Source organism: Candidatus Woesearchaeota archaeon (genome assembly GCA_016187565.1).
Lineage (GTDB): Archaea > Nanobdellota > Nanobdellia > Woesearchaeales > JACPJR01 > JACPJR01.
On the sequence record JACPJR010000010.1, the window covers coordinates 176896 to 197178 of the forward strand.

21 protein-coding genes are annotated in these 20283 nt (G+C 38.9%); 7 read left to right on the top strand and 14 right to left on the bottom strand.

Annotation, left to right across the window (positions count from 1 at the left end):
• Nucleotides 1-16: 16 nt before the first annotated feature.
• The 13 genes from HYW21_03485 to HYW21_03545 all read right to left on the bottom strand — a co-directional run bounded on the left by HYW21_03485 (nt 17) and on the right by HYW21_03545 (nt 12305).
• A complete protein-coding gene (locus HYW21_03485) occupies nt 17-481 on the bottom strand; it encodes a TIGR00270 family protein (protein MBI2548388.1) in 465 nt (154 codons plus the stop codon).
• A gap of 98 nt (nt 482-579) precedes the next feature.
• Nucleotides 580-1434 (bottom strand): prephenate dehydratase, encoded by an 855-nt coding sequence (pheA, locus tag HYW21_03490; protein ID MBI2548389.1) that lies wholly within the window; start codon nt 1432-1434, stop codon nt 580-582.
• On the bottom strand, nt 1409-2188 hold the full coding sequence (locus tag HYW21_03495; protein ID MBI2548390.1) for a prephenate dehydrogenase/arogenate dehydrogenase family protein: 780 nt from the start codon (nt 2186-2188) through the stop codon (nt 1409-1411). Before HYW21_03495 ends, pheA begins: the two co-directional genes overlap by 26 nt.
• A 20-nt stretch (nt 2189-2208) precedes the next feature.
• A complete protein-coding gene (locus HYW21_03500) occupies nt 2209-3357 on the bottom strand; it encodes a pyridoxal phosphate-dependent aminotransferase (protein MBI2548391.1) in 1149 nt (382 codons plus the stop codon).
• Nucleotides 3332-3652 (bottom strand): chorismate mutase, encoded by a 321-nt coding sequence (locus tag HYW21_03505; protein ID MBI2548392.1) that lies wholly within the window; start codon nt 3650-3652, stop codon nt 3332-3334. Before HYW21_03505 ends, HYW21_03500 begins: the two co-directional genes overlap by 26 nt.
• A complete protein-coding gene (aroC, locus tag HYW21_03510; protein MBI2548393.1) occupies nt 3645-4802 on the bottom strand; it encodes a chorismate synthase in 1158 nt (385 codons plus the stop codon). Before aroC ends, HYW21_03505 begins: the two co-directional genes overlap by 8 nt.
• A gap of 116 nt (nt 4803-4918) precedes the next feature.
• A complete protein-coding gene (aroE, locus tag HYW21_03515; GenBank protein ID MBI2548394.1) occupies nt 4919-6991 on the bottom strand; it encodes a shikimate dehydrogenase in 2073 nt (690 codons plus the stop codon).
• Nucleotides 6991-8310, bottom strand: coding sequence for a 3-phosphoshikimate 1-carboxyvinyltransferase (aroA, locus tag HYW21_03520; GenBank protein ID MBI2548395.1), 1320 nt, complete (start codon nt 8308-8310; stop codon nt 6991-6993). The genes aroE and aroA overlap by 1 nt, the downstream gene beginning before the upstream one ends.
• The gene (gene aroB, locus HYW21_03525) at nt 8307-9416 is read right to left on the bottom strand and encodes a 3-dehydroquinate synthase (GenBank protein MBI2548396.1); all 1110 of its coding nucleotides are present in this window, start codon (nt 9414-9416) and stop codon (nt 8307-8309) included. Before aroB ends, aroA begins: the two co-directional genes overlap by 4 nt.
• A 46-nt stretch (nt 9417-9462) precedes the next feature.
• Nucleotides 9463-10476, bottom strand: coding sequence for a 3-deoxy-7-phosphoheptulonate synthase (gene aroF / locus HYW21_03530; GenBank protein MBI2548397.1), 1014 nt, complete (start codon nt 10474-10476; stop codon nt 9463-9465).
• A gap of 230 nt (nt 10477-10706) precedes the next feature.
• Nucleotides 10707-11147: a hypothetical protein gene (locus HYW21_03535; GenBank protein ID MBI2548398.1), complete on the bottom strand. Its 441-nt coding sequence runs from the start codon at nt 11145-11147 to the stop codon at nt 10707-10709.
• Entirely contained in the window at nt 11144-11707 is a 564-nt protein-coding gene (locus HYW21_03540; GenBank protein MBI2548399.1) for a nucleotidyltransferase domain-containing protein, read from the bottom strand. The genes HYW21_03535 and HYW21_03540 overlap by 4 nt, the downstream gene beginning before the upstream one ends.
• Nucleotides 11708-11849: 142 nt before the next feature.
• A complete protein-coding gene (locus HYW21_03545) occupies nt 11850-12305 on the bottom strand; it encodes a hypothetical protein (GenBank protein ID MBI2548400.1) in 456 nt (151 codons plus the stop codon).
• Between the two features lie 157 nt (nt 12306-12462).
• On the opposite strand from HYW21_03545, the gene HYW21_03550 reads away from it, so the two are divergent.
• The 7 genes from HYW21_03550 to HYW21_03580 all read left to right on the top strand — a co-directional run bounded on the left by HYW21_03550 (nt 12463) and on the right by HYW21_03580 (nt 17765).
• Entirely contained in the window at nt 12463-13473 is a 1011-nt protein-coding gene (locus tag HYW21_03550; protein MBI2548401.1) for an ABC transporter ATP-binding protein, read from the top strand.
• A 2-nt stretch (nt 13474-13475) separates the two neighbouring features.
• Entirely contained in the window at nt 13476-14549 is a 1074-nt protein-coding gene (locus HYW21_03555; protein ID MBI2548402.1) for an ABC transporter permease, read from the top strand.
• A gap of 87 nt (nt 14550-14636) precedes the next feature.
• Nucleotides 14637-15341, top strand: coding sequence for a hypothetical protein (locus HYW21_03560; protein MBI2548403.1), 705 nt, complete (start codon nt 14637-14639; stop codon nt 15339-15341).
• Complete coding sequence (locus HYW21_03565; protein ID MBI2548404.1) at nt 15319-15870, top strand: hypothetical protein; 552 nt, start codon at nt 15319-15321, stop codon at nt 15868-15870. The genes HYW21_03560 and HYW21_03565 overlap by 23 nt, the downstream gene beginning before the upstream one ends.
• Nucleotides 15871-15875: 5 nt before the next feature.
• Complete coding sequence (locus HYW21_03570; protein ID MBI2548405.1) at nt 15876-16433, top strand: AAA family ATPase; 558 nt, start codon at nt 15876-15878, stop codon at nt 16431-16433.
• The gene (locus tag HYW21_03575) at nt 16430-17074 is read left to right on the top strand and encodes a SprT-like domain-containing protein (GenBank protein ID MBI2548406.1); all 645 of its coding nucleotides are present in this window, start codon (nt 16430-16432) and stop codon (nt 17072-17074) included. The genes HYW21_03570 and HYW21_03575 overlap by 4 nt, the downstream gene beginning before the upstream one ends.
• A gap of 97 nt (nt 17075-17171) precedes the next feature.
• Entirely contained in the window at nt 17172-17765 is a 594-nt protein-coding gene (locus tag HYW21_03580) for an HAD family phosphatase (protein MBI2548407.1), read from the top strand.
• A 60-nt stretch (nt 17766-17825) separates the two neighbouring features.
• On the opposite strand, the gene HYW21_03585 is transcribed toward HYW21_03580, so the two are convergent.
• A complete protein-coding gene (locus HYW21_03585; protein MBI2548408.1) occupies nt 17826-20093 on the bottom strand; it encodes a hypothetical protein in 2268 nt (755 codons plus the stop codon).
• Nucleotides 20094-20283 lie beyond the last annotated feature (190 nt).

Here is a 20283-nt window from a genome sequence, read left to right on the forward strand (position 1 = left end):
ACTTTATTTTACGTTGCTACCCTGATCTGTTCTTGAGGGTAACAAGATCTCCGAGAGTTAAGGTATCGGTTTTTCTTTTGGCAATATTTTCCTTTGTCTCTTTAACTTCTTCAACAAGCGTTACCTGGAGAAATTTCTCGAGTTTTCTTGCTAAAACTATAGATGGCTCAATATGGTGCGATTCAATCTTATGAATAAGGGATTCTTTTTCTGAAATCTTCATTGCTAATTCTTTTTGTTTTAAACCAAGTTTTTCACGTGCATTTTTAATGCGTTCGCTATAGTCCTCAACAATAGATTCTACGAGCTCTTCTTCTTGATGAAGGGTTTTTGTCTTTGTCTTTAGTTGAAGTGGTTGTGCATTGGCTCTTTTGATAATCTTTCCAAATTTGCTACAGGAAGCACAGAGATTTAATTCTGTCCCTTCGATCATCGTGAGAAATAAATCCCCATGAGTACCGCACATCTCGCAATTAGTCATCTCTCTCACCTCTGACAATAACGTCAATTTATTTCTTGCTTATGGTATAACAACAGCTTCTTCTCTCTTTTGTTCAAAGGTCTCGGTGGTGAGGTGTTTTAGTTATAAATATCTTTCGTCTTTGTTCCCTTTGGATAACTGCCAAGTATTTTTATCATAAGCGATGAGGCTTCCATCTCATTGAGCGTTAATTTTACGTTTGGATCATGCAAGCCACCCTCAAAATCTGCATAGAAAACATATTCCCAGGGGTTTTCAGGAATTGGCCTTGACTCGAGTTTTGTCAGGTTAATGCCGTTCTTGGCTAATCGCTGAAGACAATTAACCAGTGCTCCAGGACGGTGTTTAGTCTTAAAGGCAATACTTGTTTTTTCTTGTTTGCATTCTCTTGGTATATTCTCTGGCCTGACAAAAACAAAGAATCGGGTTATGTTGTGTTTTACAGTACCAATATCTTCTGCTAAAATCTGTAATCCATACATAGCACTGCACTGTTTTGCTGCAATAGCCCCTTGGTCTGGTCTGTTTCTCTCTTTGATCATCTTTGCTGCACCAGCAGTGTCATATTCAGGGGTTGCTTTTAATGCGTGCTTTCTCAGAAAATCTCTACATTGTTCCAGGGCTTGGGGATGAGAATAAACCACTTTTATTTTTTGCAATGAACTTCCTTCGGTTGCTAAAAGGTGATGCTGAATCGGTAAGAAGACTTCTCCGATAACCACAACATTCTCTTTGAGAAGCAGATCATAATTACGGGTTATACCTCCAGTAATACTATTTTCCACAGGTATGACTCCGGCATCTGCTTTTTTCTTTATTACGGCTTCAAAGACATCTTCGAAAGATTCATAGCCATTTGCTTTTAATCGCGTTCCTTTGTATGTATCCCCAAAATAGTTGGAAACTGCTCCTTCACTGTATGATCCTTTAATTCCTTGGTATGCGATGTTCATTCGATAGCCACCTCTCGATCTGTTGTAATGCCTTCCTCAGTTTCGCACGTGTTTTTGGTGTAAAACGATTATAGTGATTCATATCTTTAAAAAGTTCAACGGTATCGTACTGTACTACCTCACACATATGGAGTAATCGTTCATATGCTTCAGTGTCTATAGGGGTCTTTTTAGCGTTAATCATCTGTAATGCACGGCCAATAACATGGGTTAATACCTGAGATTCTGCAATCAAACGATCATGTGCTTGCGGACTGAGGTGAACGCAGACCAATCCTTTTTTCGTAAGATATTGTTGTATACGGTGATAGGTTTTCTTGTCTAATCGCACCTTACACAAAACAATCTTTCTTCCTCGAATACTTATTGCAGCGCTATCAGGGCCAAAGAGCGGATGGGTTGCCAAAAGAGGTATATTTTTAGGAAGGATTCTTTTCATGAGTCGTACAGGGTATTCTTTTACCGAGCACACATCGATGACAATCGTTGGAGGTTTCACCAGACTCTTGATTGAGGTAAGTACGTTCTCTAATTTGCTTATAGGAACACAGAGAATAAGGTAATCTGCTTGACAAACCTCATGAAGCGGCGTCCATTGCATGGTCTTCATGTTCTTTGTATCATACACCCTTAGAGGGAAATCTTTTATCAATTCTCGTGTTGCTAATTGACCAAAGCGGCCATACCCAATGATACCAACAGTTTTTTGTTTAGTCTTGCTTGATTGGGTTGATTTTTTTTGTATTTTTGGCATATTATTTCTCGCGTGTTTATTTATGAGATCACTTGGCGTATTCGTTGAAATCCTTCCTTGATATCTTTCTGCGAGCATGCATAGGAGATCCGAATGTGGTTTGGAGAACCAAAAGCATCTCCAGCAACAACAGCAACTCCTGCTTTCTCGAGGAGATAAGCAACGAACTCTTCACAAGATCCATGACGATGAGCAAATGGTGTTACCTCAGGAAAAAGATAGAATGCTCCTTCGGGGTTTACACAGGGGAATAATTCTTTGGTACATGCATAGGCAATATCTCGTCGCTGGGTTAATTCGTTGATTCGGTCATTCATTTCCTGAGCATCCATGGTAAGTGCTGCAAGAGCTCCGTACTGAGCAAAGGTACAGGCATTGGTGGTGGTATGACTTTGGAGTTTTTCCATCATTTGTATAAGTAAAGGATCTGCAACAACATATCCGATACGGAATCCAGTCATGGAATAGATTTTCGAGAAACTGTAAAATGAAATTGTTCGTTTTTTGGCATTCGGATGTAACGATGCAATACTGATGTGCTTTCCTGTGTAAACCAGATCCTCATACGTTTCGTCAGAAAGGATAAAGAGGCTGTGGTGTTCTGCTAATGTAATAATTTCATCTAACTCTTCTTGGCTATAGACTGCTCCTGTCGGGTTACAAGGACTATTAATAATGATAGCTTTTGTTTTTTTTGTTATCGCTTGTTCAATGAGTTTTTTATCAAGATGATTATTTCTGGTCGGTACAAATCGAGGGACAGCATCTGCTAGTTTTACTTGTTCAGGAAAACTTACCCAATATGGCGTTGGAATGATGACTTCATCCTCAGGATTGCAGAGGGCTTGCAATGCGTTGTATATTCCTTGTTTTGCGCCGATCGTTACTATAATCTCTTTTTCATTGACATCAATATTGTTCACTCGTTTTATTTTTTTGATAAGTTCATGCTTTAATTCGCTTATTCCTCCTGTTGCTGTGTATTTTGTTTTTTGCCCATCAAGTGCTTTTTTTGTTGCATCAATAATAATTTGAGGAGTTGGAAAATCAAGTTCTCCCATAGCAAAATTGATGATAGATTTTCCTTCCTGTTTTAATTTTGCCAGAATCGTTGCAAATTTTACGGTTTTTGATTCATGGAGGTCATTGATTTTTTTTGAAAGATTCATGGTTTTTTCCTCGCTGTACTTCTCTGCTTGCGGTGATGATCTCTTCATAGATTGCTCGAATCATACGCTCGGAGATGTTTTTCTTTTTTGCTTGTATTATTACTCTTCGGTATATATCTTCTTCTCGTTTATTATCGTAGATAGGCATTTTTTCTTTTACTTTCATCGTTCCAATTTTCTTTGCAATTTTCATTCGCTTTGCAAGCAGGTTTACTAGTGCATCATCTATGTTGTCAATTTCTTCTCTGAGTTTTTCTCTATTCCTCACTTTTATCCTCTCTTTTCCTTTATTCATGGTATTCTCTACGGCATTCTCCACACTGTGCACGATTCCTTAAATAATGATCACAGAGTACGATGGAAGCCATGGCTTCAACAATCGGAACTGCTCGTGGTACAACACAGGGATCATGTCTTCCGGTAATCGCAATGGTCGTTGATTTTCCTTTGGTGGTAACTGATTGTTGTTCTTTTCTGATACTCGCTGGTGGTTTAAATGCGACTTGAAAAATAATAGGCATGCCATTGCTGATGCCTCCTTGAATTCCTCCTGAGTAATTTGTTTTTGTCTGAATAGTTCCTTGTTGTAGAGTAAAGGTATCATTGTGTTCACTGGCATACATGGTTGTTCCTTGAAAACCAGATCCGACTTGGAAGCCTTTTGTTGCGTTAATACTTAGCATGGCTTTTGCAAGATCTGCTTCTAGTTTGTCAAAGATTGGTTCTCCCAATCCAGACGGAACGTTTCGTATAACACATTCAATAATACCACCGACTGAATCTCCATCTTTCGCAGCTTTGGTGATACAAGCAATCATTTTTGCAGCGGCTTTTTTATCAGGACATCTCACTCTATTTTGATCAACGTCTTCTTTCATTACTTTGTTTGGATCAATATGAGCGGTTACGTCCTTTACTGATTTCACATAAGCAATAATCTCAAGGTTTTTCGACAAGGTTTTTTCCTTTTTTCCTTTTTCTCTTTCTTCCCCTTTATTTATTTCGTGTTGCAAAACTAACAAAGCAACTGCTCCGGCAGCTACATTTCCTGCAGTTAATCGTGCAGAGCTTCTTCCTCCACCAAAGGGATCTCTGATACCGTATTTTGTGGTATAGGTATAGTCAGCATGACTTGGTCTAAACAAGGCTTTTATTCCTTGGTAATCTTGTTTCTGATCATCAACGTTTTTGATCATTAAAGCAATAGGTGTTCCTGTTGTTTTTCCCTCATAAACTCCAGAAAGGATTTCTACGGTGTCTGGTTCTTTTCGTTGAGTTGTTATCGTACTTTGTCCTGGTGCCCTTTGGTCAAGTGCCTTTTGGATATATGCTTCGCTGAGTTCTATAAGAGGAGGACATCCATCAATAATGACTCCTATTGCCTTACCGTGTGATTCTCCCCAGTTCGTTACTTGAAAACAAGATCCAAAGCTGTTTCCTGGCATATTATCCCTCCTCATCTCCCCTTAGCTATACTCACTCGCATAATTCATTGAGCAAATAGATGCTCGCTCGTAACAAGCAAAGCACAACGTTTATGCTCAAATATTTGTGTGCTTTGCTATATTACAAGAGTATTATGAATTATATTCTGTGTTGCTTCTGTTTCAAGATCCTTTCCTGTCCATATTCTGAATTGTTCTTTTGCTTGATAGAGTAACATTCTCTCTCCGGTGATAACCGTACACCCTACTGAGCGTGCATGTTTAATAAGGTTTGTCTCTTCTGAATTATACACAATATCCATGACTATTTGATCCTTATGAAGTTGTGCATGAGTCAAGAGTGAATCCTGATTTGGTAGATTTACCATCCCTATGGTTGTGGCTTGGATGATAATATCGTATTGTGGAGCTATTTTATCTTTCTGAGTGAACGGTATTACCGTGATGTCCCATTCTCTTGCGAGTTCTTTTGCTCGTGCGGATGTTCTATTGCAGATGCTTACTTCTGCTTTCTCCCTAAGGAGACCATAAATTATTGCTTTGGCTGCTCCACCAGCACCAATAAGCAAAACTTTTTTTCCTCGAAGTCTTGTTTTTTCCTTTAATGCCTGGAGAGCACCATACCAATCAGTATTTGTTCCCTTACACTTTTTACCTTCTCTGACAATGGTATTTACTGCACCAATCTTTTTTGCAGTTATGTCGATGCTGTCAAGATCTGCTTGAATACGTTCTTTATATGGTGTTGTTACCGATCCTCCTTCAATATCTCTACGGTAATCTCTCAAAAAGGTATGAAGTTCTTGTTCTGTTCCAATCTTGAATGGCACGTACACGTTGTTGAGTTCATGTGCGTAAAAGCCAGCATTGTGGATGTACATGGATAAGGAATGCTCTGCGTGTAAACCAATGATGCCATATACCTTTGTTTGTCTGTTTATCTTGTGACAATGGTAGAGATGCCAGAGCTCATCAACGCTGTATTGCCCCTCTGCTGTTTTCTCTGCTCCAGAAAAGTAACCATAGGTTGCCCATGATCCATACTTTGGTGCAAGTATTCGTGAAATTTGTCCATGTATGCCGCTACAGAATGCAATGATGTTATGTTTATTTTCCACAAATCCAAACAAACGCAGATTATCAAGCAGATTTGTTGCAGGCATAACTATCTTCATGAGGTCTGGTTTTTCTTTCTGCATTTGCTGATACATATCCTCGAGTTCTTTTTTTGATGCTGCTTTTTTTGCATGATACGAAAGAATGATCTTCTGTGTTCTATTTCTATGAAAGTGCCCAGGAGTACTTTGAGACACTTCGGTAACGGATCTTTTGCTCATTAATCTTTCTCGTAAATTCTGGGGAGTTGTCCATTCGATGTCAATGTACGTAGCACCAAGATCTCTGGCAGATTCTAGTACTCTTATTCTGCTTTCTTCACTTCCTGTCCATAATCCACCTTCTGCTTTCCGCCTATTTGTTATAATTACAGGTACAGGACTTTTGGTAATTATTTCCCTGATTATTTTTTGTAGTTTTGTGGCGTCCTTTTCCTTTGCTATCTCCTGAATCATATCGAGGCGAAGTTCTACAAGATCAATGTACCAAGGAACTCGCTTTAAAAGTAAACGTATATTCTCTAATGTTGTAGTCCCAATACTTGCTACGATTTTACATTGGCTATCCATTTTTTTGAGAATAGCATCAACGATACGAGTAGTATCTTTTCCATCGACCATCATTATCCAATCTGCGAGATTCTTATATTTTTTTTCTCGTGTCTTAAGTATCATCCCAACTTCTTCATGTGCAGGTAAGGTTCCTGTCAGCGATGGGCGTTGTGTCTTTTTCAACCGTTCTTGCAACACCTCAACAGAGCATCTTAACCAACATATTGTTCCCATCTGTCTGAGTCGTCTACAGTTCTCTTCTCTTTCGACAATACCTCCCCCTGTATCAATAATGCAGTTTGTTATTCTCTTTGATATTAACATCTCTTCCAAGACCTTACTTTCGATATCACGAAACTTCTCCCATCCCTGGGCACTAATGTACGTCTCGATATTGCCAACCCTTTTTTCAATCTCCTGATCAGTACTCACGATAGGCATCTGCAATTTTTTTCCCAGTAATTGAGCAACACTTGATTTTCCTACTGCTCGGTATCCTATCAAAATGATATGCTTACTCATCACTTATCCTCCATCACTTTTGCTCCTATCTGATCGAGCATTTTCCAAAAGCGTGGAAATGACTTGTTGACACACGCATGATTTTTTATCTTCACTCCCCTGCCTCTTAAACCAAGAAGCGCAAGGCTCATGGCAATGCGATGATCATTGTGCGGATTAATGACCGGAAGGATAGTTTTTTGTCTGTTATCTTCTTCTCCATCGTTCTCTTGGTTGTGCCTTTTTGGTTTGATGATGATTTCATTCTCAGTTGTTTCTACGTCCGTGCCTATTTTCTTGAGTTCGGTTTGCAGTGCTGTAATACGGTCTGATTCTTTGTATCGTAGTTGATGGATGTTGGTTATTCGTGTAACACTATTCGCAAATACAGCAACTGCTGCAAGCGTTGGAACAACATCGGGCATTGTTCCCATATCAACGGTTATTCCTTTAAGTTTGTGTGGTCCGATAACCTGAAGCATGTTTTTGGTTTTCCTTGCTGTACATCCCATATTTTCAAGAATCGTAACAAACTGCGCTTCTCCTGATTTTTCATCCAAATTAAGACCTTTTAGGATTACTTCACCAGGAGCGATCGCTGCTGCTGCCATAAAATAACTTGCCGAGCTCCAGTCTCCAGGAATAGAGAATGTTTGTGCTTGGTAATGTTGCGGTGGAGTAATGCTGAACAGAGTGTGGGCTTTTCGTTTTACCGTGACACCAAACTGCTGCATTGCCTTTATTGTAAGATCCACATAATGTTTTGATACCAGATTACCATGAACCTCAATAGTCACCTTTTCCTGAGCATAAGGTGCAATAAGTAACAATGCGCTGATAAATTGGCTGCTTATATCTCCAGAAATATTTGTTTTTCCACCCTTGTAGGTCCCACCAATAACCGTAAAGGGAGCATGTTCTGTAGTTCTTGGTTCTATGGTAACACCAAGTTCTTGTAGGCTTTGGAGGAGCGGAAGAATTGGTCGTTCTTTGATTCGGTTACTGCCAGTAATTACTGTTTTTCCCTGTGCTAATGCAGCAAGACTTGTTGTTAAGCGGAGTAAAGTTCCAGATTCGCCCACATCAATAGGCTGTTTTGGTTTCTTGAGTATTCCATTTGTTCCTGTGATAACTACGCTTCCCTTTTCTTTTGTTATGGTTACACCGAATGCTTCGAGCGCATAAAGCGCATGGTCAATATCATTATTTTCGGGTACATTTTCCAATTGTGAAGTTCCTTGCGCGAGTGCTGCAAGAGCAAGCATTCTATTTGCCCAATATTTGCTTCCTGGAATAGTAATGCTTCCCTTGAGTTCACGTGGGGGTTGTATGACTATCATGGTTCACATTCCTTTAAGCACCGCATGAGTATTGCTTCATTAAAATGAAAGGTATATCTCGGGTGACCATTTTGTTGGTCATGCTTTATGGTTCCTATTTTGGTGAGCATGACTATCCGTGGTTGATGCTTTTGTGTTTTCTTATCAAGCATAGAGAATTGTATAAGATCTTCGTGGGAACAAGGGAAGGGAAGCGTTGTCGGTAGACCATAGGTTACGAGTAGTCGTGATAGCCTTTCTTGTTCTTCTTTTGCACACACGCCTTGGTGAACGGCGATAAGACTCTCAACCATCATGCCTATGCTTACTGCATGGCCGTGTTTCATGGTAAACTTTTGATGTGCTTCAAGTGCATGACCAATGGTGTGACCGAAATTAAGTACCTGTCGTAACCCTTGTTCTTCTTCATCAGCCTCAACAATACTCTTTTTAATTTCAACACTTCTTTTGATAATGTTGAGGAGTGACTTTCCTTCTTTTTGGAGGATCTCTTTCGCATGATCTTCAAGAAGGATAAAAAATTCTCTATCGATTATCGTTGCTCCTTTGATGACTTCAGCCATTCCGTTCAAGAACTCTTGCTTTGGTAATGTTTCTAAAAATTCAAGATCCGCAATAACTCCACTGGGTTGCCAGTATGATCCAATGAGATTTTTTCCTTGCGATGTGTTGACACCAACCTTTCCTCCGATGGATGAATCAACCATGGCTAAGAGTGTCGTGGGAACATGGATCAAGGGAATGCCACGCATGTAGGTTGCAGCGACAAATCCAGCCATGTCGCCAATAACTCCTCCACCAATGGCAATAAGAACTGTATCTCTGCCATATCCTCTTCTTAGAAGTTCATCCTCGATGTTTTGTTTTGTTTCTCTGGTTTTATACCTTTCTCCTGAAGGGATAATAATTATTTCAGAAGCAGCAACACTATTTTTCTTCAACAATTCTTGATGATTCTTGTGCACGGTTTCATCAATGACACCTATTACTCTCTTTGCAGGAAAGTGCTGCTTAACGAAAGACGAAAGCTTTCCCAATGTCCCCTTTCCAATCATTACTGGGTACTGTATTTTCCTTCTTTCCGGTGCAATGACTATGGTTTCCATGGTTTGATTTTTACTTATTCTTATCTTCAAAGATTTGTGTGCTTTGCTATAATTTCTTTCCTACTGCTTTGCAGATCGGCTTAAGTTCCTCAAGGAGCTGTTTCAGTTGTTCTGGAGATAATGACTGCTCTCCATCACTCAGCGCATCCTCGGGGTGGGGATGGCACTCAATCAACAAGCCATCTGCTCCTACAGCTACAGCAGCCTTGCTTAATGGGCCAACAAGTTCTCTGGCACCTGCAGCATGACTTGGGTCAACGATAATCGGAAGGTGTGTTTCTCCTTTAAGGACTGCTACAGCACCAAGATCAAGGGTATTTCGGTAGGCTGTCTCGAAGGTTCGAATGCCTCGTTCACAGGGAATAACATTCTTGTTACCGCTAGCAAGGATGTATTCAATAGCCATCAGGAATTCTTTGATGGTTGCTGCCATTCCTCGTTTGATGATGACGGGGTTTTTTATCTTTCCCATTTCCTTGAGGAGATCAAAATTTTGCATATTTCGAGCTCCAACACGGAGAACGTCAACATACTCTGCTGCAATAGGGACATCACGTACATCCATAACTTCAGTTTCTACCAAAAGCCCGGTCCTTTCTTTCACTTTTTTCAATAGTTTGAGACCTTCTATGCCTAAGCCTTGGAATGCGTACGGTGATGTTCTTGGTTTGAACGCAGAGGCTCGCATGATCTTAATGCCGAGTTTTTTTAACAGTCGTGCTGCTTCCATAATCTGTTCTTCACTCTCAACAGAGCATGGCCCTGCAATAACCACAAAGTCTCCATTCCCGAAATGGACATTCCCAACTTTTACAATAGTCTGCTCAGTATGATGTTCTCTACTCGTTAGTTTATAGGGTTTAAGAATTCTCACTACTTTCTCTACCCCTGGCAGGCTTTGGTAACTGCTTATTGATTCATCTCGTACATCGCCTTGCACATGGATGACGGTACGTTCTACTCCCTGAAACGGGACTGCCCGCCATCCTCTTTCTTCAATCCTTTTACTGATAACAGTAACCTGTTCCTTTGTTGCTGTCGGTTTCAACACAATGATCATTGTTTCTCACCTTAGTCTGTAGACTAACTTTGTCCGCAAGATGCCTGGCCCTTGATAAGAACTGACGGTTTTTGTTAAGGCTCGGAAAAAGTTAGCTTATCGAGGGCCTTAACCAAAGTAAAAGAAATATGCAAAATTCCAAAAGAAATACCTAAGGCTATCTAACTCGTTCAATACATGATGTTGTTCAGTTAGACTGCTCATAATTTAAAGAAAATCTCTTGTTTTATTTAAAGGTTTCTGATTTCTTTATGAAGCCTCCTTATCTTTTTAATGAATCTTACTGCAAAGCCAAATGATTCTCTTGCGTCGCTCTCCATAATTTTAGTAGCTTTGTACACAGCATCATTTCGAAGAAGACGGAAACGATCAAAAATTGCCAATTCTTCTTCGCTAAAATCTGCCGCATAAAATGACTTAAGAAAACTAATGGTAGCTTCATGGGAATAGGGTTTAAACCCTTTTATTGACATCAACGCCTGTGTTGATTCTCTTATCGCTTCATAAGAATCTTCAAGGATAAAAGAGGTAGTATCGTTATCTATTTTCTTTATTCGGATATACTTAATTCTTTGCTCAGATTTTTTTAGAAGTGCATGTGCCTCTTCGGGGTCAGGAGTCTTCTTTTTTACTTTTCCTAAGGCGAGGTATTGTTGAAATGAGTGGATCATTCTACAACCTTTAGATAACCCTGAAGAACAATTCCATTCGCAAGTGCATTCTTAAATTCGGTAGAACTGTTGTTGAGAGAGGTTAAGATATGAAGGTTTATTTTTCTTTTTAATGTTTTCTCACCCCTTTCCAAGAATCTTCCGGTATCACCCGATCTTTTTGGGTAAGGGGTTATTATTAGCAGATCTACATCACTTTTTTCTCCATCCTCTCCTCTGGCATATGAACCAAAAAGGACAATAACTTTCGGTTTAAACAAATCAATAAGGGTAGCAACAATGCCTTCTCGTTCTAGCTGATATAAATTAAAAATCCTTTTGTAGGAGTAATATGTTGGGGATTCTACGTTTGCTTGAATGTTCGTTGTCAGGGGAGTTTTTTCTATGGTAATGATCTGGTGAACACGAAATTCGTCAATTACTCGGGTGATAGCGGTTGTTGAAAATCCTGTTTCCTTTTCAAGCATGCGAATGTGGAAGGACTTATTTGGATAAGTAAAGATAAGTCCAGCGACATTAAATGACGATTCTTTAAAAAATATGTTTTTTTTTTGTAACATCTGTCTCTAAAAAAAGACAGTTGTTATTTAAATGTTACGTTTATGTGCCTTTTGAATTTTCCCCTATAATGGACAAAAGAATACTGACGCAGACAAGTCGTCTGAAAATGCCTCGGAAGAGATTATTTTAGGTTTTTTACTTCTACTCTTGACCCCATGGACCACGAAAAGCAGCATAAAGGGCAATCGCCCAAAAAAGGAAGGTTAAAGGATCTGCAATAAGACCCTCGAGCATTATTGAAAATGTCGGACCAATGGCTAGGAAATAAGAGCCAGTATATGCGTAGTCTTCTACCAGTGCCTGATGGATATAGTGGTTGGCAATCAAATATTCCGCAATAATTAAGGAAAAGAGCGCCAAGATCACACTTATAATTCTCACAGACAGGTTCATCCGGTGATGTGATCCCTGATAGACACCGTATCCAACAAGGTACCCTACGCCAATAGCAACTATGCCAAACTGAAATTCAGTGAGTACAACAACTGCAAACCATAAGACTGCGCCTAAGAGGCTAAAACCAAGTCCCCAGACTATTGCTGATCCAAGAGCGTGGTTATCTTTCTTAATGGTTTCAATAGTTTTTTGTTTTCCCATCTTTCTATCCCTATCTATGTACGTAGATGTACCTCAACCAAGTATTAGACTAATTTTTATATATTTTTTGGTTCTTTTCCCGAAAATTATTCGGTAACTATCGAAAAAAAGAGAAATCTTTCGTTATATTTAAATAGTCAAGCACTCTCGAGTTTTCATGCCTTCCACATCATTACCAACCCTGTTGCGATGTTCACATCTGAGTAAGGCTTACGGGAAGAAGCCTATTCTTCAGGATATTAGTTTTGAAGTACAGCGTGAGGAAATCTTTGGCATTTTAGGGACGGGTGGTTCTGGAAAGACAGCATTGTTACATTTATTAGTTGGTTTTGACGAGCCTCTTACCGGAACGGTTGAATATCGGGCTCAGCATGTCCTTGATATGGGTGATGCTGCTCCGTTTCGTTCTGTTGTAGAGATTTTACCTGAACTAAAAAAGCAGTTTGGTTTTGCAGCACAGGAGCCTTCCTTTTACCCATTATTAACGGTTCGTGAGAACTTAGCCTATTTTGCTGCAATGTATGGTCTCTCTGGCGATGTGCAACAAACGAATATCAAAATCCTGATGGCCCTTATGGATTTGCTTACTGTTCCGGATACTCGCGCAATGTACTTGTCTCATAGTCAACAGAAGCGATTGGATATTGCATGTGCCGTTATCCATGATCCAAAGATAGTCATCCTTGATGAGCCAACTCTTGATGTTGATTCATTTGTTAAAGGAAAGATTTGGGAGTTCATCCGTAAGATGAACGAAAAGGGAACAACCGTTATCATTACTTCAAATGATGGTGAAGAACTTGAGGCAATATGTTCCCGGATTTTAATGCTTTACAATGGAAGAGTATTGAAAATTGCAAAACCAAAAGAATTGCGTGCCTATCATTCCAAGTTACAAGAGATCCATCTCCAGACACAGTCAGGAAGCTATGATCTTCTCCTTAAACTTCTTGAAAAAGAACACACCAAACTTGATATCAAAAAAGTAACTGTCAAAGATGGGCATCTTATTCTGACGACGCCAAACCTAGAGGCATCAGCTCTGTTTGCGCTTAAATCTATTAAAGAAAGTGGGGATGCCCTGCTCGATATCTCTGTTGCACGTCCAACCTTAAAAGAAGTATTTGAGCAACTTATTGAGGAAGCAAATAAAGGAGGGAAGTCCTAAACATGATAAAGCTCTTGGCGCTTATGAAAAAAAATCTTGCTCTCCTCTGGAGAAGTAAGGGTAGCTTAATCATTTACCTCTTTGTTGCAGTTTTTCTTCTTTTTGGATTTGCCTCGGTTTTTAATAAAGCCCTTGTACCTTTTCTTATTTTTGGAACCTTGCTCCCTTTAATCATTTTGCTTTCCTCGCTCCTGCTTGTTGAAGAGAAAACAAGTAAAGCAACTTTCCGCAATCTAACCACACCAACGCCTAACATCATTTTTCTCGTTGCTAGCTATCTCAGCCTGTTACTTATTTTTATAGTTCCTATTGCTCTCTTGTTTTTAAGCAGCCGGTATTTCTTTTCATTACCCCTCTTTTTTTCTCTTCCCTTAATATTGTTAGTGGTTTTTTTGTTTTTTACACTCTTTGTCTTTATAGGCATGATTATCGGCTATGTTTTTTCATCTGAAAGTTCAATAATGATTGCAGCGTTTTCCCTTACAGCATTATTTTTCTTTACCTCAGATCAATTCTTACCCTTGACACTTTTACCAGAGCGTTGGAGTTTTGTTTTTTCCTTTCATCCATTGACCTTAAGTAAACAGATGATTGAAGTACTTACCTCTTCAGCAGCTTCTCCTCCCATTTTTCAAGGGGCCATTTTTCTTGCAATATACTCGATCATTGCTTTTTTTGTGCTTATGATCGCTCAGCATTTCCGAAGACAAGAATCTTTATTGACACATTCACGAAAGGTAAGGCCCAAAAGAAGATTAAAGGAAGAATTGGTGAGAGTTGTTGAAAGAGAAAAAACATTGGAGCATGAACATTATCTTAAACTTCGTGATGGTAAACAGGTAAAGCATATCGAAGATCTTGCCTTTGTTGTCGATCAACTTGATGAAGCCAGCTATAAGGAATATGTTACGCTTACCAAAAATTTATTTGCAGATTGGGTTAAGGATATTCTTGATTCTCCTTTTATTGCTGATGAAATCAGACAAAGTCAATCATTAGATGACTTGAAAAAATACCTTAAGCTAATAGCACGCCAGCATGAGGATTTAGTTGCAAGTGGAAAACAAAACAAATAATGGAAATGTATCTACGTAACCACTCTTTTTCTTTTTTTTTCTCGATAAGTCATAAGATTTATATACTAGCGATCCCTCCAAAATCGCATGGTTCAGAAGGTTATCGAGACAGGTGTTGATAAATTAATGTCGCTCGTACAACAGAATAAAGAGATTTCTATGCAGGATGCTTCTCTTAAACTTGGTGTTTCGCTTGAAGTTGTCCGCCAATGGGCATACTCCATGGAAGAAGAAGGAACTCTTACCATTCAGTATCGTCTTGCAAAAGAGTATCTTGTGTTGAGAACCTCAACCAAAGAAGAGACGACAAAGCGTGAACAATCGTTTATTAAAGAAAAAAATCTCTTTTTGGAGAATGTTCAAGGAACATTGCAGAGTATTGAAAACGAAATCACTAACATCCAGAAATTAAAAGAACAATACAATCAATTACGGGATACACTGAATTTTGATCTTGCAGATCTTCAAAAGGATTTTGAAACCATCAGGAAATACCAGGAAGAGGAACGTTTAGTGAATAAAGAATTGCTAACAAATCATGAAGAGTTTCTTACAAAAATCCAAGCCATAGAAAAACAGATTGGACTTGAAAAAGAAAATTTTGAACAGGTAGCTTCAAAAATGAAAGAACAAACCACTCAAGTTTCGGTACTGAAACAAAACCTTGATAAAATTAGAGTTGAGGAGTCTTATCTTAAGGATGCGCTTGAGCGTTTAAGTCTCTTAAAAGATGAGCCTCTTTCCAGCATGACAAGCTTTAGTGATACCAATGCCAAGCAAAAAAATACTTGATGAGCAAGTCGAAAAATTAAAAAATGAAGTTACGGTGGAGGGGTCTTTACTGACTTCTCTTTCTAGGTATGTAGATACACTTGCAACGCTGAGGGAGAGAATAGATAATGATCTTGTGGAGAAACACCGATCAGTTGAACAACTTATCGAAAGAAGTAACCATGCAAATGAGATGACGCGATTAATGCATGAAACGATTCTATCCAAAATTAGCGATGCTGAAAAAAAGGCTAATACAGATTTTGCCGATGCTCGACGAATATCATTACGATTGAAAAGCATTTTTAAGGGACTTTATACCTTCCACGAGGTCATGAAACAACTGGATTATGAAATCCACCTTATCCAACGACAGTTACGGATATTGATGGTGAAAAATCAGGCATTGTCTGGATCTTCGCAGAAAAATTATGCCCAAGAAGTAAAAGTCCTGAGCCAAAAATACAACGAGATTATTACTGCAAAAGAAAAATTTGAAAAAGAGCTTAAAGAACTGAAAAACGTTGTGGAAAATGACTTCTTTTCATAAGCCTTATGAAACCGATTATTGTTTCTGGAACACCTGGCACAGGAAAAACTACTCTTGCAAAAGCTCTGGCAAAGCGGTTACAGCTCCCTTATCTTTCTCTTAAAAAATTAATCAAACAGAAAAACCTTTCAGATGCTTATGACGATGAGCGGAAATGTTTTATTGTTGCCATTGATAAATTACTACCTGCTGTTAGGCAATGGATTCGATTGCATCCTGAAGGATCAGTTATTGATGGTCACCTTTCCCATTATTTATCTCCTCGTGAAGTTCATTTATGTATTATCTGCAAAAGTGATTTGAAAAAACTGAAACAACGTTTTGTTCTTCGGAAATACAACAAACGAAAGGTAACTGAAAATTTAGAATGTGAGATTTTTGATGTATGCCTTCATGAAGCTGAGGGAAGAGGACATACTCTTTTGGTGATGGTGAACAACAATTATCGTGATCTTGTAAAAAATATTAGAAACATTTTCAATCAACCCCATTTAAATGATCATAATACATCAAAATCCAAATCAATAACACGAAAAAAAACCAAACATATCACACGATCATGAACCTGCTCGAACAAGCATATATCCAATTATTTCCAGAAAGCCAGTTTCCGTATGAAGCAAGCATAATCTATTCTGGGAAATTTGTTGGCTACAATGCGAACCTTAAGTTATATCCACGAAAGAATATTCTTGAGATTGCTATGAGCAAGCAATGGCAGGAGATTGATATAGAAATTACCCTTGGGCTGATTCAAGTTCTTTTGGTTAAACTCTTCAAGAAAAAAAGAACAACCATAAACATGGAATTGTATCATCTTTTTATGAAGCACGCTCATCTTGCAGCTCCTCGCATTGATGCCCCTCCAGAACTTGTGGCATCGTTTCACCGAGTGAATGATAAATACTTTTCTGGTATGATGGATCAGCCGAACCTTATCTGGGGAAAAGAAAGCAGCAGAAAGCTTGGATCGTATGATTACGGAAGAGATACCATTACGATGAGTAGTCTTTTACAAAATGTCCGCCAAGAGGTTCTTGATTACATCATGTATCATGAACTCCTCCACAAGAAACATAAGTTCGCTGTTAAGAATGGCAGAAGCTATCATCATACCAGAATTTTCAAAACAGATGAGCAGCGTTTTGAAAATGCTCAGGCAATTGAGAAGGAACTTGAACGTTTTTCATTCGCTCGCTGTTGATCTTTTGAGTTGCGGCGTCTTAAAGGACAAAGTCTAATAGTTACATTAAGGGCGGGCTTTAATAAACTTTATTAATGATAGCAATCTATTGGTTCATATGATATTGGTTTTTGATTTAAGCGGTGTATTTTTTAATGATGGGTTAAAAATAGCTGTAAAAAGGATTAGTGACGGATTTGAGTTAAATCCTGAAACTGTTGAGTTTGTCTTAAATGGGTCTTTTGCCCGGGAGTATAGAATCGGATTAGTTGAAACAGATGAATTCTGGAAGAAGACAAAAGATTATCTGAAAGTTGGCGATATTGAAGCAATCAAAAAAATATTCTTCGAATCTTATCATCCTCATGACGAATCAGTTCAATTGTTAAATCGTCTTAAAAATAAAAAAGTTAAAACTGCATTTCTATCAAACAGTCCAAAAGACAGAACAGAATTTTTGAATAAAAAATACAATTTTGTATCATTATTTGATTTTGGATTGTTTTCATTTGAAGCACATGCATGGAAACCTGATAAAGAAATATATCAGAAATTCTTAAAAAAATTTAATCTAAATCCAAACGATGTAATTTACATTGATGATAGGGACAGGAACATAAAACCTGCAAAAAAACTTGGAATGAGAACTATTCTTTTTCAAAATGTTAATCAATTAAAAGATAAACTAAAGGAATCAGGAATAATAGTTTAAAGCCCGCCCATTCTATTAATAGCCGCAACTCAAAAACTCTTTGACTTGAGCGCGCCTGTCTTAATCAAGCATGCATTGCGACGGTCTCTTTCCATAATCCCCTTGGTAGACTCCTTGAGCAACTGCTGCTAAAGTGATGGTATCTCCTGGCTTTACCCGTTGCTCATCAATTGCTGTTTGTTCTCCTGGCTTTGTTTCGGGTTCTTCGCCATTGACAAAAGCAAGAAAGAGTCCTGCTTTATTTGCAAATGCCTTTCCCAATCGATAAAGGGCTTGCTGTGCAAATGGTCCAACGTCAGTAAGAATAAGACCTTCCCGTTCTTGGTGAGTAGCGGTATCAAGGTAACTTTGGAGCTCATATCTCGGTTCAATGCCAGCTTCGGTGAAGATCTTGTCAATAACAGCGAGTAATGTATCTCCAGCAACAGTTATCTTTTCTGCTCTTCCCTTTGTTGTATTAAATACCTTAATAACTCGATAGTTTGTCTGCACATCCTCTGAAGTTATGTGGTACGAATCGACAAGCGTTAATATTCCTGGTAAAGCAGTACCGTCACGATAGACCTCTTGCAAGCTAATCTCAAGATCTTGCTTGGTATTAGGTGTGTTACTAGTTTTATTTGATTCGTAAGCAGTTTTACTCTCGATGCCATTCTGAGCATTCCAGAAGAAAGATCTTGGCTCATGAACATGGAGCATGTGTGTTATATCTTTCTCTTCCCCACTGAGGGCTTGTGCGACAGCTGGTGTGATGGGTGGAGTATACGTCTTTGTTTCACAACGAAGATCAATAGTCAGATCAACAGCTATTGGAGAGACTGGTGACAGAAGATACGTAACCGTTGCTTGTGGTTGTTCTTCTCTTTCTTGTTGTTCTCTTTCATGATATTCTGTGCGGCTTGTTATTCTTCCTACTGCCACTCTTGTTCCTGTTTCAATAAATCCTTGTAGTCCTTGATGTGTTTGCCACTGTTCTGTCAATGCTGTCACGGAAATTCTTGGGCTATTATCTCCTCGCTCGTCAATCCCCTGTTGTGCTGCCACTGCTTTGTGTGCTCCATCTTCTAACCGTAGATTTTCTAATTGCGGATCTTTTTCATAATAGCGAGAACTAACGATAGACATTTCTCGAACGCCACTTGTTCTTTCATGAGGGTCATGCGTGTTCTTGTTATCTTCTCTTATATAGGTATTTGGAAAAGGCTCTTGTGCTACTCTTGGCTCTTGCCTTGCTCTTATTGTTTTTAGCTCTTTTATCTGATTACCCTGATAAATTCCTCGTGCTACATGGGTAGGTAAGATGTTAGGATGATCAAAGATTCTTGGATGATCATGCCCTGTATCTCTCGGGAAAGCAAAAGAAAATCCTTTCCTGGAATCTTTCCATACGTCATATGATGGTACTCTTGGTTGGACTCTTTCGCTGTATGTCTGGGGCAAGAAAGCAACGTATGGATAGTATATCTCAGAAGTAGAGGTGGGCTTTTTAGAGGTATCATGGGTATCTTGTCTATAGACGTCACTTCTCAAAGGCTTAACGGTTATTGGTTGATCCAAGGCCTTCATCGGAGCATATATTTCTCCCCTTGTGGTGGGCTCAAAAGAATTTCGTACAAAATCTCGTGGGAGTAGCAGAGGTGGCGAGGGTAGTAATGGTATGTATGTTATTTCCCTGAATGCTGCTTGGTAAACCGAAAATTGTTTTCCTTCACTAGCTGCAATGAGTAGATCATCTGTTCCATATATTCGATACAGGTTATCTTCTTTGTTATCGTATGCTTCTCGATAACGTATTTCTGCAGGATGTAGTAGTTCATTCAGAAAGTCATTTGTAAGCCTACTCTTTTGGTAGGAATAGGGATTACTCCTGGAAAAGAAAGATGGCTCTTGTTCTTGGCTAGTGAAAGATGGTAACGAAAGTTCATATATCTCTTCTGGCGTTGATAAGGTATGTGGGTTTAGCTTTGGTTTTACTACAGAGTAGGATGGTAACGCCCCTTCTTCTAAACTCTCGTGTTTCCATTCTCTCAAGGTCTGGTCAACATGCATGACGGTAACCATCTGTTCTAACCCTTCCGTGAGTCCTTGCATTGCTTCTGAGGGTTGGATAACAATCCATTCAAGAGTTGGTGCTGGTTCAGAACCTAAAGGAAGAGGGTCAGTACTGGTTGTTTCTTCTGGACTGCTGTTTCTTCCGAGTCTTTCTCCACTAAGCGATTCTTCCTCAACAGAAATAAGGAAAGTCTCTCTTCCAATATTTTCGTTCATAAGTGGGACGAAGAACGCTGTTCCTTGGCCATCCTGCCTTACTACTACACTACCCGTCATCGATCCATGAAAGACATCATCTTATATATATTTTCTCATGATTTTATATTTTTGAATAATTCGGTAATTAGTTGTCGCTTCTGCAGTATATAGGTTATTTTTAAACTTTATAAATGAGACACCCCTTCACATAGTTTTTCAGTTTGTCAACTAATATTCAAATTGTGAGGTATTCTATCGTCAACAAAAG